At 46.1% G+C, this 17,026-nt stretch carries 20 protein-coding genes; 17 read left to right on the top strand and 3 right to left on the bottom strand.

The window, feature by feature from the left end; genetic code table 11:
• Positions 1 to 589 precede the first annotated feature (589 nt).
• The 15 genes from AC2CG4_RS01315 (at position 590) to AC2CG4_RS01245 (ending at position 12,593) form a co-directional block, all read left to right on the top strand.
• Positions 590 to 3,523 (top strand): ribonucleoside-diphosphate reductase subunit alpha, encoded by a 2,934-nt coding sequence (locus AC2CG4_RS01315; protein WP_484484535.1) that lies wholly within the window; start codon positions 590 to 592, stop codon positions 3,521 to 3,523.
• Between the two features lie 154 nt (positions 3,524 to 3,677).
• Entirely contained in the window at positions 3,678 to 5,000 is a 1,323-nt protein-coding gene (locus tag AC2CG4_RS01310) for a ribonucleotide-diphosphate reductase subunit beta (protein ID WP_062057484.1), read from the top strand.
• A 43-nt stretch (positions 5,001 to 5,043) separates the two neighbouring features.
• Positions 5,044 to 5,331, top strand: coding sequence for a BrnT family toxin (locus AC2CG4_RS01305; RefSeq protein WP_062057482.1), 288 nt, complete (start codon positions 5,044 to 5,046; stop codon positions 5,329 to 5,331).
• 5 nt (positions 5,332 to 5,336) lie between these two features.
• Positions 5,337 to 5,537: a hypothetical protein gene (locus tag AC2CG4_RS01300; protein ID WP_062057479.1), complete on the top strand. Its 201-nt coding sequence runs from the start codon at positions 5,337 to 5,339 to the stop codon at positions 5,535 to 5,537.
• Positions 5,538 to 5,662: 125 nt separating this feature from the next.
• Positions 5,663 to 6,625, top strand: a complete 963-nt coding sequence (locus tag AC2CG4_RS01295) for a hypothetical protein (RefSeq protein WP_484484534.1) — start codon at positions 5,663 to 5,665, stop codon at positions 6,623 to 6,625.
• Positions 6,603 to 6,746: a hypothetical protein gene (locus AC2CG4_RS01290; protein WP_484484533.1), complete on the top strand. Its 144-nt coding sequence runs from the start codon at positions 6,603 to 6,605 to the stop codon at positions 6,744 to 6,746. Before AC2CG4_RS01295 ends, AC2CG4_RS01290 begins: the two co-directional genes overlap by 23 nt.
• 174 nt (positions 6,747 to 6,920) lie before the next feature.
• Positions 6,921 to 7,199 carry a hypothetical protein gene (locus AC2CG4_RS01285; protein WP_484484532.1) on the top strand — a complete coding sequence of 93 codons (279 nt, stop codon included), beginning with the start codon at positions 6,921 to 6,923 and terminating at the stop codon, positions 7,197 to 7,199.
• A 401-nt stretch (positions 7,200 to 7,600) separates the two neighbouring features.
• On the top strand, positions 7,601 to 8,131 hold the full coding sequence (locus tag AC2CG4_RS01280; RefSeq protein WP_484484531.1) for an REP-associated tyrosine transposase: 531 nt from the start codon (positions 7,601 to 7,603) through the stop codon (positions 8,129 to 8,131).
• Positions 8,132 to 8,232: 101 nt separating this feature from the next.
• Positions 8,233 to 8,883: a thiopurine S-methyltransferase gene (gene tmpT / locus AC2CG4_RS01275; protein WP_484484530.1), complete on the top strand. Its 651-nt coding sequence runs from the start codon at positions 8,233 to 8,235 to the stop codon at positions 8,881 to 8,883.
• A gap of 56 nt (positions 8,884 to 8,939) precedes the next feature.
• Positions 8,940 to 9,776 carry a hypothetical protein gene (locus tag AC2CG4_RS01270; protein ID WP_484484529.1) on the top strand — a complete coding sequence of 279 codons (837 nt, stop codon included), beginning with the start codon at positions 8,940 to 8,942 and terminating at the stop codon, positions 9,774 to 9,776.
• Between the two features lie 120 nt (positions 9,777 to 9,896).
• Complete coding sequence (lepB, locus tag AC2CG4_RS01265) at positions 9,897 to 10,451, top strand: signal peptidase I (protein ID WP_484484528.1); 555 nt, start codon at positions 9,897 to 9,899, stop codon at positions 10,449 to 10,451.
• A 16-nt stretch (positions 10,452 to 10,467) separates the two neighbouring features.
• Positions 10,468 to 11,214, top strand: coding sequence for a hypothetical protein (locus AC2CG4_RS01260; RefSeq protein ID WP_484484527.1), 747 nt, complete (start codon positions 10,468 to 10,470; stop codon positions 11,212 to 11,214).
• 39 nt (positions 11,215 to 11,253) lie between these two features.
• On the top strand, positions 11,254 to 11,865 hold the full coding sequence (locus AC2CG4_RS01255) for a hypothetical protein (RefSeq protein ID WP_484484526.1): 612 nt from the start codon (positions 11,254 to 11,256) through the stop codon (positions 11,863 to 11,865).
• Between the two features lie 126 nt (positions 11,866 to 11,991).
• Positions 11,992 to 12,375 (top strand): transmembrane 220 family protein, encoded by a 384-nt coding sequence (locus AC2CG4_RS01250; protein WP_484484525.1) that lies wholly within the window; start codon positions 11,992 to 11,994, stop codon positions 12,373 to 12,375.
• Entirely contained in the window at positions 12,372 to 12,593 is a 222-nt protein-coding gene (locus tag AC2CG4_RS01245) for a penicillin-binding protein (RefSeq protein ID WP_484484524.1), read from the top strand. The genes AC2CG4_RS01250 and AC2CG4_RS01245 overlap by 4 nt, the downstream gene beginning before the upstream one ends.
• Positions 12,594 to 12,623: 30 nt before the next feature.
• On the opposite strand, the gene AC2CG4_RS01240 is transcribed toward AC2CG4_RS01245, so the two are convergent.
• Together AC2CG4_RS01240 and AC2CG4_RS01235 are read right to left on the bottom strand one after the other, a co-directional pair.
• Positions 12,624 to 13,418 carry an N-formylglutamate amidohydrolase gene (locus AC2CG4_RS01240; RefSeq protein WP_484484523.1) on the bottom strand — a complete coding sequence of 265 codons (795 nt, stop codon included), beginning with the start codon at positions 13,416 to 13,418 and terminating at the stop codon, positions 12,624 to 12,626.
• 28 nt (positions 13,419 to 13,446) lie between these two features.
• Positions 13,447 to 14,256, bottom strand: a complete 810-nt coding sequence (locus tag AC2CG4_RS01235; protein ID WP_484484522.1) for a transglutaminase-like domain-containing protein — start codon at positions 14,254 to 14,256, stop codon at positions 13,447 to 13,449.
• Positions 14,257 to 14,432: 176 nt separating this feature from the next.
• Here AC2CG4_RS01235 and AC2CG4_RS01230 point away from each other — a divergent pair, with 176 nt between their 5' ends.
• Both AC2CG4_RS01230 and AC2CG4_RS01225 read left to right on the top strand, forming a co-directional pair.
• A complete protein-coding gene (locus AC2CG4_RS01230) occupies positions 14,433 to 15,179 on the top strand; it encodes a class I SAM-dependent DNA methyltransferase (RefSeq protein WP_484484521.1) in 747 nt (248 codons plus the stop codon).
• Complete coding sequence (locus AC2CG4_RS01225; RefSeq protein ID WP_484484520.1) at positions 15,172 to 15,810, top strand: sulfotransferase; 639 nt, start codon at positions 15,172 to 15,174, stop codon at positions 15,808 to 15,810. Before AC2CG4_RS01230 ends, AC2CG4_RS01225 begins: the two co-directional genes overlap by 8 nt.
• 28 nt (positions 15,811 to 15,838) lie before the next feature.
• Here the strand turns inward: AC2CG4_RS01225 and AC2CG4_RS01220 are convergent, their stop codons facing one another.
• Positions 15,839 to 16,912, bottom strand: a complete 1,074-nt coding sequence (locus AC2CG4_RS01220) for a zinc-binding metallopeptidase family protein (RefSeq protein ID WP_484484519.1) — start codon at positions 16,910 to 16,912, stop codon at positions 15,839 to 15,841.
• Between the last annotated feature and the right edge of the window lie 114 nt (positions 16,913 to 17,026).

Below are 17,026 nucleotides of genomic sequence, written 5' to 3'. Positions count from 1 at the left end.
CCCATACATGCAAAAAAAGTCTAAGCGGCACGATAAATTGTCATTTTTGCTATGACTCGCGGGAATGCTGGATTTCCCGTTGTTTTACAAGGATTTCACCAGTTGCCCCCAGTTTTTACCGGCCTCACTCACACCTTATCCACAGGTTTTCAAGCTTGCATAAAACCCATAACCGCATTATCTTGTAGCCCATTCGCGATTTACCCCTAGATATAGGTATTGCAGGTGCCAAACACCTAGCCAGCCCCTATCGTTCATAGAGCTAATCGTCAAGCAGATTTTTGACCCAATTGAACGTTATTCACAGTGACTGCGTAAATACAGCCTGTTTTTAACGGCTACCTTGGCGTTTCAACACACCAAGCGTGCATCAGTAGTATGGGCACAACCGGCTGAGTAGTAACCACTATATCTAGTGGTGACAAAATCAGCAGAAAACGGTGTTCTGAACCCTGATTTTAATAACGGAAACCGCCTCACCCTATCTATAAAGGTGAACAAGCGGGTCAGCAAGATCGCAAGGCTAATCAGCAGTACTTTTTATCACGTAACAAATTCAACCAGGAATGACCTCACGCGGGAGACGTCTATGCACACCGACATTGAACAAACCACCGGCACAACCAATATCCAACACGACATCCACGGCGGCTCGTCGAGCCTTGCAGCAACAGCGCCGGGGCAATTGCGCGTTATCAAGCGCAACGGAACGGTGGTTCCTTTCGATGCCAGCAAAATCGCCGTTGCTATGACCAAAGCATTTTTGGCAGTAGAGGGTGGCAAAGCTGCTGCTTCTACACGCGTGCGCGAGATGGTTGAAAGCCTGACGCAACAAATTACCGCCACCTTTAAGCGCCGCATGCCATCGGGCGGCACTATTCACATCGAAGAGATTCAAGATCAGGTCGAACTGATTCTGATGCGCTCGGGCGAACAAAAAGTCGCCCGCGATTACGTGCTCTACCGCGAAGAACACGCCCGCCTGCGCGCCCAGAAAAAACCGGTATCACTAGAGCCGGACCCAGATTACCCCGCACTGAACGTGATTCTGGCCGACGGCACCCGCTCCCTGCTCGATATTGGCCGTATGCGCACCATCGTGCGTGAAGCCTGCGAGGGCTTGGCCGGTGTTTCCGAGAAGGCGATTCTCGATGAAGCCATGCGCAACCTTTACGATGGCGTAGCCGAAAAAGACGTGAACACCTCATTGGTAATCACCGCCCGCACCCTGGTAGAAAAAGAGCCTAACTACTCGTTTGTGACCGCCCGCCTGTTGATGGACAAGCTGCGCGCCGAAGCTTTGAGCTTCTTTGGCGTAGCCACTTCAGCCACCCAAGCGGATATGGAAACCCTCTACGCGCAAACTCTGCCGCTGTATATTAAAAAGGGCATTGAGCTGGAGCTGATCTCCCCCGAGCTGCAAAATTTTGATCTGGAAAAAATGGGTAAAGCATTGATCGCCGAACGCGATTTGCAATTCACCTACCTGGGCCTGCAAACCCTGTACGACCGCTACTTCATTCACAGCAACGATACCCGCATCGAACTGCCGCAAATTTTCTTTATGCGTGTTGCTATGGGCTTGGCGATTCAAGAAGAGAACCGCGAAGACCGCGCGATTGAGTTCTATCGCCTGCTGTCTTCCTTCGATTACATGAGCTCCACCCCAACCCTGTTCAACTCCGGCACCTTACGCCCGCAGTTGTCCTCTTGCTACCTGACTACTGTACCGGACGACCTGCACGGTATTTACGGCGCCATGCAAGACAACGCCATGCTGAGCAAATTCGCCGGCGGCTTGGGTAATGACTGGACGCCTGTGCGCGCACTGGGCGCTTACATCAAAGGCACCAACGGTAAATCACAGGGTGTAGTTCCCTTCCTGAAAGTGGCCAATGACACCGCCGTAGCAGTCAACCAGGGCGGCAAGCGCAAAGGCGCTGTGTGTGCCTACTTGGAAACCTGGCATATGGATGTCGAGGAATTCCTTGAGCTGCGTAAAAACACCGGTGATGACCGCCGCCGCACCCACGATATGAATACCGCCAACTGGGTGCCCGATGCCTTTATGAAGCGCGTATTTGACGACAAGCCCTGGACCCTGTTCTCGCCGAACGACGTTCCTGACTTACATGACCTGTACGGCAAAGCTTTTGAAGAGCGCTACGAGCACTACGAGCAACTGGCCGCCGAAGGCAAAATTAGAGTATTCAAAACCGTGCGCGCATTAGACCTGTGGCGCAAAATGCTGGGCATGCTGTTTGAAACCGGCCATCCATGGATCACCTTCAAAGACCCATGCAACCTGCGCAGCCCGCAGCAGCATGTCGGCGTGGTTCACTCATCCAACCTGTGTACCGAAATCACCTTGAATACCAAGGCGAACGATGAAATCGCGGTCTGTAACCTCGGCTCCATCAACCTGGCGCAACACATTGTGGACGGCAAACTCGACCAAGCGAAATTGGAGCGCACTGTTAAAACCGCGATCCGTATGCTCGATAACGTGATCGACATTAACTACTACGCTGTTGCGACCTCTAAAGCATCCAATGCGCGCCACCGCCCTATCGGCCTCGGCATCATGGGCTTCCAGGATGCACTTTACGCACAGCGTATCGCCTACAGCTCGCAGCAAGCGGTTGACTTTGCCGATACCTCCATGGAAGCGGTCAGCTACTACGCGATCAAAGCCTCTAGCGAACTGGCGGCCGAGCGCGGCAAGTACTCTACTTTTGACGGTTCTTTGTGGAGCCAAGGCATTCTGCCAATCGACTCTATCGAGTTACTGGCACAAAACCGTGGCGAGAATTACATCAAAGTCGACCGCAGCCAAACCTTCGATTGGGCGACTCTGCGCGCACAAGTCAAAGCTCAAGGTATGCGTAACTCCAACGTGATGGCGATTGCACCGACTGCAACCATTTCCAACATCACCGGCGTGACTCAGTCAATTGAACCGACCTACCAAAACCTCTACGTGAAATCTAACCTGTCGGGCGAGTTCACCGTAGTCAACCCGCACCTGGTACACGACTTGAAAGAGCGCGGCCTGTGGGATTCGGTAATGGTTAACGATTTGAAATACTACGAAGGCTCACTGCAAAAGATCGACCGCATCCCGGCCGACCTGAAGGCCATCTATTCCACCGCGTTTGAAGTAGAACCCAAGTGGATCGTAGAAGCCGCCAGCCGCCGCCAAAAGTGGATCGACCAAGCACAGAGCTTGAACCTCTACATCGCTGGCGCGAACGGCAAAAAATTAGACATTACTTATCGCATGGCGTGGTTCAGCGGCTTAAAGACTACGTATTACCTGCGTGCCCTGGCAGCGACTACCACCGAGAAGTCCACCATCAATACCGGCTCATTAAACGCGGTATCGTCTGGCAGCGCGGGTGGTTTATCCGCCGCACCGGCAGCAGCAAAACCTGCCGCAGCAGAGGAAACCAGCTTCACCCAAGCAGCACCCGTGCCGCTGGCCTGCTCGATAGACAATCCGGATTGTGAGGCGTGCCAGTAAAACCCCCGCCTCAAAAAATAACACCCCCTCCCAACCTCCCCCTTCAAAATGGGGAGGAGTTAATACCGAGGGATGATCCAGTCCCCTCCCTTTTTTAAGGGGAGGGTTAGGGTGGGGTTAAAGCCCCAGCATTAAAGAATTAATGAGGAACACCATGCTAAGTTGGGATGAATTCGACACCGAAGAAGCAGTAAGAGAAACCACCCGTCAGGACGCCATCAGCGCCGCACAAGCCAAAGCGGCTGAGCCAGTGGTACAACCTACTCAAGCGCAGGTTGCCCAAGCGCAAGCGAAAAATGACCAAGCGCAAGCCTCTAAAGCTGCCGATGCACACGCAGTGAATACTGCCTTTGCCCAAAGCGCCAAAGAAACCGGCATCAGCCCTGAGCTTGCCAAAGCCCGCGCCAGCCTCGCCGCACTTGACCCAGCTCCCGGTTTGGAAGAACTGGAAATGGGCGCTGCGCGTATTCAGGTAGACGAAAAGCGCATGATCAACTGCCGCGCCGATTTGAACCAGCTTGTACCCTTTAAGTACGACTGGGCATGGCAAAAATACCTTGATGGCTGCTCCAACCACTGGATGCCACAAGAAGTAAACATGACCGCCGACATCGCCACTTGGCGCAGCAAAGACGGCCTGACCGATGACGAGCGCCGCATCGTAATGCGCAGCCTCGGTTACTTCTCTACCGCTGACTCACTGGTAGCGAATAACCTCGTACTCGCGATTTACCGTTTGATCACCAACCCCGAATGCCGCCAATACATTTTGCGTCAATCATTTGAAGAAGCAATCCACACTCACGCTTACCAATACTGTATTGAATCGCTGGGTATGGATGAAGGCGAAATCTTCAACATGTACCGCGAATTGCCGAGCGTTGCGAACAAAGCCGCATGGAGTTTGAAACACACCCAAACCCTGGGCGACCCAACCTTCACCACCGGCACACCAGAAACTGATCAGGAATTGCTGCGCAACCTGGTTGCATTCTATGTAGTGACCGAAGGTATTTTCTTCTACTGCGGATTCAGCCAAATTCTCAGCATGGGCCGCCGCAACAAAATGACCGGCGTTGCCGAGCAGTTCCAATACATATTGCGCGATGAATCCATGCATTTGAATTTTGGTATCGATGTAATCAACCAAATCAAATTGGAAAACCCGCACTTGTGGACGGCAGAATTCCAACAAGAAGTCATCCAAATGATTTTGGAAGGCACCGAGTTGGAAATTCAATACGCCCGCGACTCCATGCCACGCGGTGTACTCGGCATGAATGCCGCGATGATGGAAGAATACCTCCACTTCATCGCCAACCGCCGCTGCGCACAAGTTGGTTTGAAAGAACAATTCCCCGGCGCACAAAACCCATTCCCGTGGATGAGCGAGATTATGGATTTGCGTAAGGAGAAGAATTTCTTTGAGACAAGAGTGATTGAGTATCAAACAGGTGGGGCGTTGAGCTGGGATTGATTTGTAACTCTTAAACCAGTTTCAAATTAAAAGGAAAGCCAAAATGGATATACACTTTGAATGGGATCGCAATAAAGCGGCCAGCAACTTACGTAAGCATGGTGTTAGCTTTATTGAGGCGAGCGAGATATTTAATGACCCGCTCGCTATTAAGTTGCGCGATGATGAACACAGCGAACAAGAAGAACGCTGGGTAACCATTGGGCAAGTTCGCAGCATGCGCATTGTTGTAACCGTCCACACATGGCAAGAAGACGATGACAATATTTACGTGCGGATTATTTCCGCACGTAAAGCTACAGTCCATGAGATCAAAAATTACGAAGGGTGATTTTTATGCGTGACGAATACGATTTCAGCAAAGGCGAGCGCGGCGGATTTTATCGCCCCGATGCAAAAGTACACTTACCTGTTTACCTTGATGATGATGTGCAAGCCACACTCGTGAGCTTAGCTGCAGCAAAAGGTAAAGATTATTCTGTATTTATAAATGAATTGCTAAAAAAAGATATCGAGCTGATTCAGCTGGCGCAGTAGCCACAACCATACGAACGGATTACATATTCCGGAGTGAATAAACCTAAACCGCTATTGAGTTTTGTCAGAGAGTTTTCTGGTGGGGCTGAATGGCGGTTTTTTTAATTTAAACAATAAGGAAGCATATGCGAAAACCGATATCAGGTGAAAGCTGGTTTACGAAAGCCTGCAAACGTATTGTAGATTTTTGTGAACATTGGGCAGTAGAACACATACTTAGACCCGTTATTTTTTTGCTCCCCCCAATACTTTTAACGAACATAGCGACAAAAAATGGATTGAACGCCGAACTCGTCACATTACTTGGAGACAAAGTAGGCAGCTTTCTTAACCAGTCATCATTGCTAATTATAATTGGGGCATATATTTATATTGTGATAATAAAAGGCATTTATGCCTTTATAAAAAATAATGCTCGCCCTGAAAAAGAACTTGGAAGAGATGACATCCTTCTGATACTCAAATCGCTGAACCTTATAGTTGGTGATAAATCAAAACGAATTTCAGACTCAGCAAAAACAAGCCTATGTTGTCCCAAAGAAATTTTTACAAACATAACAAAACCAGACCAGCAAATTAAATTACTTGTGGCTGCAATTAAAGGCGTTTTTGAAAGCTTAGATAACTCTTCGAATGCAAGCTACCGAGTAGGGTTATTGAAAATTGATTCAAAGAAGAAGCCCACCAAATGGGTTCACTTTGAGCCAAATGAGTCGCCACCAAAAACATCTTTCCAGCAACTAAGCTCCCCATCTAGCACCGTATCTCACAGCATCAAAAACAACAACATTGTAGTTGTTGAAGACATAGAAAAGGAATTAAAGAAAAAATCAAAAGGTGAAAGAAGATATGCAGAAGGATCATCATCAATTACAGAAGGCGCACAACTATGCTATCCAATAACACATCCAACCACGGGAACTATCGAATATGTCATTACAATTGCTGGAGACAAGAAAAAATGTTTAGAAGAAAAGCACACCGAACTATATAGGTGGATACTTGATCATTTTGTTTTGAGGATTTCGTTAGAACATAGCCTATTATTACTGAAGGAGAAGTCTGATGAGCAACAACGAGCAGCCTAGCAATAAAGATGCTATTGAGAAATCAACCAAAGAAACAATTGAAAAATTGAAATCTGCAGAATTAAAGAAAGAAGTTAAAAAAGACAGCCATTTAATTGACAGCCATAAAATTAAAAAATAGTCCGTGGCACGTAGGTCGGGCAGCAATGCCCAACACCTTATATCGATCAACAACAAAGTCAGCACAATCCAATTTAAAAATACGGATTTACATTTTTAACTTTCGGCTTAATCGGAAACATGGACATGTTGGGCATGGCTGCCCAACCTACACAAACACAATTAAGGACAAAATATGAAATCTTTAACTGATTATATTTTTTATAATTCTTGGCAGGAAAAGAAATTAGGGATTAAAACAGGCGACCGTTTTAAAGTAGTCATCCCTATTGGGAAATTAAACATTAACGATGAAGTTACTTACGTCGGTTATGACGATGTAGACAATCATTATGGTATTTTTGTTTTTAAAAATAATACCAATGAACCTTTAGAGATTGGTCAAGACTTCTGTAACATAAGCGATGAATTCATCAACCTATTTAAATTATCATTGCAACCCATGAGCACGTAGGTTGGGCTGTTGTAGGTTGGTGGTGAGTTTGCGAACCCCAACATTCGCAATCGCAAACGGCACATTGTTTTGGAATTACGAATAACCAATTAACGGTGCATGGATTTTGGTTTTGGCGGGTGCGGATATATGGTCATGTTGGGGTTCGTTCCTCACCGCCAACCTACGGAGCACCCTGAATTAAATTACGCGCGAAATGTAGGTTGGTGGTGAGCTTGCGAACCCCAACATTCGCAATCGCAAACGGCACGTTGTTTTGGAATTATGAATAACCAATTAACGGTGCATGGATTTTGGTTTTGGTGGGTGCAGATACATGGTCATGTTGGGGTTCGTTCCTCACCGCCAACCTACGGGTGCGGTGAAATAAATGGGGAATGGGTTAATTACAAGGAGTGGTTATGCAATATCGGCGGGTTTATGTTGAGGGTGGGTGTTATTTCTTCACCTTGGCGTTGGCGGATCGCAAGAGCGATTTATTGGTGCGGGAAATTGATTGTTTGCGGGCGGCATTTAAAACGGTAAAACAAAACCATCCATTCGAGATCAATGCGATGGTGGTAATGCCCGATCATTTACATTGCCTGTTGACCTTACCTCACAATGACTTTGACTACTCTACCCGCTGGGCATTAATCAAAGCCAACTTCTCCCGCCACATTGCAAAAGATGAATTAATAAAAACCACGCGCTTAAAAAAGGGCGAACGCGGAATCTGGCAACGCCGCTTTTGGGAACACACCATTCGTGACGAACGGGATTTTTACAACCACATTGAATATATACACAATAACCCCGTAAAACACGGATACGTAAGCAACGCGCAAGACTGGCCATATTCAAGCATTCACAAGTTCGCGTCGGTTGGGCCTGGCCACGCTGGCAGCCATGCCCAACACCACGATCAACAAAACCGGAACAATGCCCGTTAAGAACACAGAGTAATATTTTTAATTTTTTGGCTTAACTGGAAACTTGGGCATGTTGGGCATGACTGCCCAACCTACAACACCCACTACAACAAGAGCACCCCATGCAACCCGATTTCTGGCATAAAAAATGGCAAGAGAGCGACATTGGTTTTCACAACAGTGATACACACCCGTTATTGGTTAAGCATTTTCCCGCACTGGGCTTAGCAACTGGCAGCCGGGTATTTTTGCCTTTGTGTGGTAAAACGCTGGATATTCATTGGTTTCTCGCGCAAGGCTTTCAGGTAGTTGGGGCAGAGTTAAGCCCTATCGCGATTGAACAGCTTTTTGATGAGCTGGGTGTAACGCCTGAGATTACGCAACTAGAAAACCTGCAACATTATCGCGCACCCAATGTCGACATTTTTGTAGGTGATATTTTTAATGTTACCGCAAGCCTACTCGGTCATGTCGACGCTGTTTACGATCGCGCCGCGCTAGTTGCCCTACCCTTTGAGATGCGCGCGCACTACACCTCGCACATCAAAACGATTACTGAAAATGCCAAACAACTTTTAATTTGTTTTGTATACGATCAAACCCAGCTCGCTGGGCCTCCCTTCTCTATCAGCGATGATGAAGTAAAAGGCCACTACAACTCAAGCTACACAATCCAGCTGTTAGAAAGCGCGGAAGTGGTAGGAATGTTAAAAGGTCAGTGCCCTGCTTGTGAAAAAGTATGGTTGCTGGATAATAACGCTGGAATAATCTAGTAAATTGGTACCGCAACACCACATAAAACAGCAACGCTCAAAACTTAAGGAAGGAAATGATGAAACACTATGCAGCGTTAAAAGCAGTATTCAATACCGCAGCGCTCACTTTGTTGTTATCTGCTTGCGCCAGCCAAACAAAGCAGACCAAACATGATCACGAACACCACACACATGAAGCAAGGCAATACAACCCCAAGATACTGAACTGTGTGGGGCCAAGTGGGCATCATGTGTATGAGGAAGAATACACCTGCCCGTTGGGCGGCAAAAAATTCACTGCGCTGGAGCTAGGTACCCATTCGACTATGGGGCTACATTTGGATTGGCAGCCTATTTCTTACATGCGCTTCCCAGTGGCCATTCCCATTTGTCCTCACAATGGCTTTATCCTAGATAAGCAAGATATTAATGAAAAAGAACTTGCCGCGCGCAAGGTGTTTATCGAATCACAGGAATACAAAAAGCTGTATAGAGAAAAGCATGCCTCCTTCTTTTTATTTGCCAAACAATCTGAAGCCCTGCAGGAAAATTTAGATAGTCTCTGGTGGTATTACTTACAGGCAACGTGGGAAGCAGATGGCTGCAACAATCAGGATAAATATGCCCAATACGCCGCTCTGGTTATTGAAAAAGCGACAGAACAAAAAGCGAAACTCACCGAAAAAGATGATGAGTATTGGCCGATTAGCATCATCATTACCGATATGTATCGCCGCACCGGTCAGTTTCAGTTGGCACAACAGCAATTAAATGCTATCGGCACACCAACTTTTGAAGAATCAAAAGCTAACGACTTTTACTTGCTCGCCAAAAAAGTTATGCAATTAGCGATTGCAGAAAAAAGCACATACGCTGTGAAAATTGAAGATAGCTCTCACAACACAGAGTAACACATAGGTCGACAAGTCAACCGGCTAATCAATAGCTCAATAGAACAACCATCAATATTTAAGCAATATCATTAAGGAAATAAAAATGGAGGGAAAAATAACACAAAGCCGCATAAAAATGTGTTCAATTTACTAGTCATTTTGGCATTGATAGGGTCGTTTTTTGGAACCAGCTATTTGGTGCGTTCATATCTATATGACTGGTATTCAATCCCCGGTGCATCAATGTCTCCCACAATAAATGTAAACGATTTTGTTGTTGTCAATAAACATATCTTTAGCGATGCAGTGAAAGGCTCGGCCAACGCAACACTGCCTCAACGCGGAGATATTATTGCATTTAAATCACCTCAAGCTCCCGACATCACCTTTCTAAAACGTGTAATAGGTACTCCGGGGGACGCGGTTAGTTTTAACGACAAACGGTTGAGGATAAATGGAGTGCTGGTAGAAACACAGAATGTTGATGATTTCATGTTTTCCGAACAACTTGGAAAAACAACTTATCGTGTACAGTATCTTAATGAAGAAAATTCTTTTCGCACTTTCGAAACAGTTGTGCCAGATAATCATTATTTTGTGATGGGAGACAACTGGGACAATTCAGCGGACAGCCGCATGTGGGGATTCGTGCCAGCAGAAAATTTGGTTGGCAAACTAGTCACTATCTGGTAAAACATCACAAAGAAATATGTATATTAAACCAATCTATTTTATCGCTCTATTGCTGGGCATACTCCAACCCACATGCATATTCGCATCCACTTGCGAAACTCCCAGCACGACCGAGCTAGTAAACCAAGCTGATCACATTTATATAGCGAAAGTTGTCGCTAGAAAAAAGATTTCTAACGGGGAAGACGATGAAAGTGTTGTTTGTGGGCCTAAAATCGCAACAATGTTTGTACATCAAACATTAAAAGGAACAGATAGGGAAACGGTTGATGTATTTTCCGGCGACGCCTGCTACTTTCTCGGGAACTATTTCAATATTGACGAACACTATTTGGTTTATGCCAATGACTCTGAAAAGAATGATTATCTTGAAGATACAGAGTTCTGCACAACTGACACTCTTGGCTATAGCCTATACGAAAAGAAACTACAAAAAACTGCCAAGAAAACCAAAACCCATCTTCAGCTAAGCCAACAAGAATTACTCGGAACCTGGAAGTCCTATAACTCACCTAGCGATAGACCATTCAAAGACATAACATCAGCCATGCTGGAATTCAAAAAAAGTTACAAGTTCTCCGGCAAAACCGTTAATACAGCAAATAAAATCCAAAAATACTCAGGAATTTACTATGTTCTGGGCGATGAACTGGGCATTGTCGATGAAGATGGATTCCAAATATTTCACTACAAACTGGTAGATGGAGAGTTACAACTCACCTCAAAAGACAAAAAGAACTCTTACACCATGAAAAAATATTAAGGTTTGGCAGTTTTATACAGATACGCAAGGAACCATTACATGAAAAGAGAAATTTTGATTGGTGCTGCAGGCGCCATTATAGGTGCCGCAGCAACGTTCGGATTTGACCTATTAAAAGAACGGTTTTTTACCCGTGAAGACCCCCTAAATAATGCTGTGGTCGAACTTTCAGTTGCCGGAAAAGAACTCGTTCTTGAACAGAAAAATCTCATCGCCAGTATTGAGGAACTCGCTAAAAAAACCACCGATAATCCGGAGATCAATATTCAACTTCAGGAAATATCCAATCGTGTGTCGAATATTGTCCAGACCACCATAAATATTGAGTCAAAATCAAGGGATGTTAGAGGTATAGCCAACACAGTAAAACGAGGCAACAATTCAGCCGCGTACAACCCCAATGCTGATCTCGTCTTACAAATGGGGCGCGCAGTCACGGTGTGCGGTAATGAAAACACCCTGGGAGTGGAATCAGTATCCAGCTCCGGAAAATCAGTAGCCATTAACTTAAATGGCCTTACCAAGTATGCCGATGTGGGTTCAGAATACAAATTCAAATCCCCTGCCGGAGACAGCTTGATAAGTTACCTTGGGCAAAATAACAACTACTTTGAGTTCAGGATTGTGTGCAGCGCTACCGTTAAAAATTAGCGGTCAACACTCACTGAAACTTTACCAAAACAGAACACCTATAACTTCGCTTCAAAAGCGCAGACGCTCAATCAGAACTGTTCCATTTAAAAGCAGTGGCACGAAAAAAGTAATCACGGGATGCTTATGATCATAATAGAAAAAACAATACAACTATTATTTACACTGTGCCTGCTGGCCTTCGCCGCACTGCAATTCAATGACCCGGACCCAACGACCTGGATTTTATTTTATTTGGTGTGTGCAGTGGTTCCCAGCTTGGCGCTTTTTAATCGACCCATAAAGCCGATGTTTTGGATTGCGCTGGCACTGTGCGGAATTAATTTAGCACTCTATGCCAGCGGTGCTTATAACTATTATTTGCATAGCACCGAAGAGCCACTTATGCAGAGCATGAATCCTGATAAGCCGTACATTGAAGAAACGCGGGAGTTTTTAGGTACATTAATTGCGCTGATACTTATCGTTATGAGTCAATTTCTCTCAGCTTTGAAACGGAGACAGCCATGAGCGAGCAAACCAATGAAGACCTTATTCACGCGCTAAAAATTGCGTTTTGTTATATGCCTAAGGCTATCGAGGTGAATAAATACGAATACGGAGACAGATACCAAACCGTGCTCGATCAGATTCAAACCGTGCGCGAGGTTTTGCTGATGAATGAAGTAGACCCGGAAGAAGTGTATGGTGAGATTAATCCGGATAGCACGCCGAATTCTTCTTATTAATCTGTACCAACCGTTCAGTTGCTTAATTAATTAAACACGCGCTGTAAGTAGCAGCCCTTCAATTTTCCGATAGGCTTGGGCAACAACCTCCGCCCAGCGTGTACCTCCTTCAGGTGTGCGAATACCATCCTGCCGAAGTTCAATCATCGCACAGGGTAAACCACGCCCCTCGCCGTGAATCGGAATGGCATAGTCAAACTCAGTGTCGATGGCGTAGGGTTGGTTATCGCCCACGACAATATTATCCACCGCCTTTAACGCATCGATTAATAAAGCCGCTAAACAATCATTGCGCCAATGGGAAATTCCTATATGCCATGGTCGCATTTGCCCCTGCAAATTTGGGGTAAAACTGTGAATGCTTAAGAGTCGTGTTGCACGGGTTCGGCGATGAGAAAGCAATTCATTGATGGCACTGTGGTAAGGATGAAATAATTCGTTCACCCGCCGCTCGCGATCTTCATGAGAGAGAGATTGATTGCCCGGCACCAGAACTCCCCCGCTTTGCTCTGGAATTAATTGCGCACTGTGCAGGGGCCGATTGCAATCGATAACCAAACGCGAATAACCACTTAGTAGTAGCGGCGCATCAAGCAGTTGCGAGAGTAGCCGAGCAACGTCGACCGCACCTGGGTCCCAGCCTATGTGATCTTCTAACTGCGCGTTAGTTAAACCCAAGTTATTCAACGTTCGTGGTACACGATTAGACGCGTGATCACACAGCAGGACCACGTTACTTTTACCTTCGGCATTAACCAATGTAAATGCTGGCGATTCATCAGCCGCCAGCAAATTATTACCGCTGTTTTTGCAATCATCTTTCATAGAATTACAGCCAGATAAAAACTCTAGATTAATTTTTTACTTCGTCGGCCCACACTTTAAAACTGGTTAAGGTGTTCGGGCCAAATACATTGGTCAATGGAACATCGGTTGCATCCCGCCCCTGTGCAATTAAGATGTGACCGATACGCGGGACATTATTGCGCGGGTCAAAGGTATGCCAACGGCCGCCTAAATAAGCCTCAAACCAGGCCGAAAAATCCATCGGATTTGGTGAAGCAGGTACACCTATATCGCCCAAATAACCGGTGCAGTAGCGCGCAGGAATATTCATACAACGACAAAACGCAATTGCCAAATGAGTAAAGTCCCGGCAGACCCCGGCACGTTCATTAAACACCTCAAACGCGGTTTTGGTAGCGCGCGCATGTTGGTAGCCAAAACTAATATGATGATGAACAAAATCGCAAATGGCTTGCACCCGCTGCCAACCTAAAGGTGTATTGCCAAATAACCCCCATGCGGTTTCAGTCAGGCGATCCGTTTCGCAGTAGCGGCTCCCCAACAAATACACCAAAGTGTCAGAGGGCAAGTCTTCAACCGCATGTTGTTGTGCAGTAAGTGAAATAGCATCGGTTAAGCCACTGTCTTTGATTAAGGCATCAGTAGAAATGCGCAATTGCCCACAGGGCGCAACGATGCGGCTGCACCAGTTGCCAAATCCATCGCGATAAACCGTAATAGGAACAGCGGGTTGCGTGATGATGTGATCGGGAATAAGGATATCGGAGGCGCGCGAGAAGTGAATATTTAACGCCAGTAACATTGGCGTAGGTTGGGGGCACTCGTACAGTAATTCATACCCGAGTCTGATTTGCATTTTCTTTCCCCTCGTTTAACTGGAGTAAACAGGCGCAATGCAAGTGGATTCACACACGTCATGATGGTGATCAACTTGATCCTATCACGGTTCCAACAATAGATTCTGTTTCATTAGCTGTCGCTAAACGGTGCGCAGGGTATAATCCACACACCACTTTCTGGATTTCCCTCCCCATGTCTGTCAACGCGCTCTACACCGACTTATCTGGCTATTACGATTTAATGTGTGCTGATATCAATTATCGCGAACAGAGCGATTATGTGCGGAGGCTGCACCAACTGTTTGGTAATCAAGGGACAGATTATTTGGACTTAGCCTGCGGCACCGGGCCGCATATTCGTCACTTTATCGACTTTGGTTTTACTGCCAAGGGGGTGGATATAAATCAGCCCATGTTGGACATTGCGCAGCTGCGCTGCCCCGAAGCGCAATTTACCCAGCAGGATATGAGCGAGCTAAAAACGACCAGCCAGTTAGATTTAATCAGTTGTTTTTTGTATTCCATTCACTACAACCAAAGTATCGCCACACTTGCCAAATGCATTGCCCATATCCATGCTGCACTCAAGCCCGGCGGCATTTTTTGTTTTAATGCGGTCGATAAAAATACCATTGATAATCGCGCGGGCATTAAACGCAATCTGCAGCAAGATAACAGCGATTTTTATTTTCAGTCCAATTGGTATTATTGCGGAGCGGGAGACCAGCAAGAATTACAACTGAGCATCCAAAAAACCAGCAATGGCATAACGCAACACTGGCGCGACCAGCACACTATGGTTGCGCTGAGTTTTCAACACTTGCAGGAGTTACTGGCGCCCTATTTTGAAGTGCATGCATTGGCACACGATTACGAAAAAATATTGCCCTGGCAAAGTGGCGCGGGCAATGCGTTTTTTGTGGGCATAAAACGTGAGTAAGATTTTTATCATCGGCCTACCCCGCACCGGCACCACCAGTATTAGCGTAGCGTTATTGGATTACGGTTTTAAGGTGGCGCACACGGCTTACACCAAACGCGCATTTGAATTGGCTAATGTTATTGCCGATGCGCCTTGCTTTGCTGATTATCAAGAACTGGATGTACTGTTTCCCAATTCAAAATTTGTTTATTTGAATAGAGCCTTGGATGCCTGGTTGCCATCCATGCAAATGTTATTGACTAAAATGCTGCCGGAACTAGCACCCAAAACAGGTTATCTCAATCCTGTGCTAAAACGCTGCATGAACAACACGTTTATGCCATTCAGCGCAGCAGAACCACTTAGCCGCGAACATTTAACGCAATGCTATTTAGCGCACCAAAAAACAATACAAAATTATTTTGCGAACCGGAATGATTTATTGAGTATTGATATCAGCCAAACTGGCAGCCTGAAACAATTACTGGACTTTATAGGGATAGATGCTCAAAACCTGGGAGATTTTCCCCGTTTAAACATGGGCAAACAAGTTGATAGCTGGAAAGAATTCAAACACCCTAACAAAGTGAATGCGCTCAGCGCGGGCAAGGAACACCGGAAGTTTTTTACTTATCACACTCACAGATAGCTGAATCTGCAATGGCGCCATTATTTCATCAGGTGGAGCGGTTTTCATGAACAATACGATGCACAAGATCAAGCTTATCGATGACCGGTTTAGCCAATACAAACGGATATGCGTGATTATGCCCTACACTGCGATTCAAACTATTTAATGCGTAGGTCAACGGCAGCCAATGCTGAATGATATTGGAGAAATTTTTACTGTCATAGGCGTTAATTTTTATCTCAGTTTTCAGATTTTGATTTTTAGATACTTGCGGGGTAATCGTCAGCCCAAAAGCGTGCGCAGTCTCAAGCGTATCGATAATATGTAAATAATGCGCCCAGGTTTCGGCCCAATCTTCCCATGGGTGTGAGCTCGCATAAGAACTGACGTAGTGAGCCTGCCAATCCTCTTGCGGGCCGTGTTGATAGTGAGCGGCGAGAGCAGCGCTGTAGTCTAAAGTATCATCGCCAAACAAGGCTCGCACAGGCTCTAACCATGGCGAGTTACGTACTAACAAATCCCAATAATAATGCCCTGATTCGTGACGAAAATGTCCAAGTAAGGTTCGATAAGGTTCCTCCATATTTTCACGCATTTTTTCACGGTGGGCCGGATTAGCCTCATTGATATTAATCGTAATCAAACCATTGGCATGTCCGGTCAGTACCCGCTGTGATTTATCCGTTATCGTTTCAGGTTCAGCCAGAAAATCAAAGGCCAGCTGGGGCGCGTCCGGCTCAGTAGGTGCCAGCGGTAACTCCAACGACAACAAGCTGTAAACCAAGCGCCGTTTCTCGGTTTCCAATTTTTTCCACAAGGTCACATTCTCATTCAGCGTTAAATCGGGAATGGTGCGATTTAATTGGCAGGCTTGGCAGAACTCATTGGGATCATCCGCAGGTATTACCCAATTGCAGGCACCGTGCGTTACACCGTTTGCACAGTAGCGATATTGGGTTGAACTTTTACCATTGATGCGACTGAGAACCCCATCGGATGACGCAGTAAAAGAATACATTTGCAGGTCATTTGGATTAAAACCTAATAATGCCTTACAACGCGTGCACGAAGTATTTTCAAAATACACCAACTGCCCGCAATTACAGGTGGATAAGCGCATAAATACCTCCTCGTACTCTTTCCATGAAAAATCAAACATTAGGCTTAGCACGGAGATTAATCTGTGCGGCACCGTACTCTATCCAAGCGTGGGGGCACTTATCGTGGTGTTGCC

This window comes from Cellvibrio sp. ATLC23 (assembly GCF_057196725.1).
The sequence above is the reverse complement of the archived record's forward strand: the minus strand, read 5'-3'. Positions and strand labels throughout refer to the sequence as shown.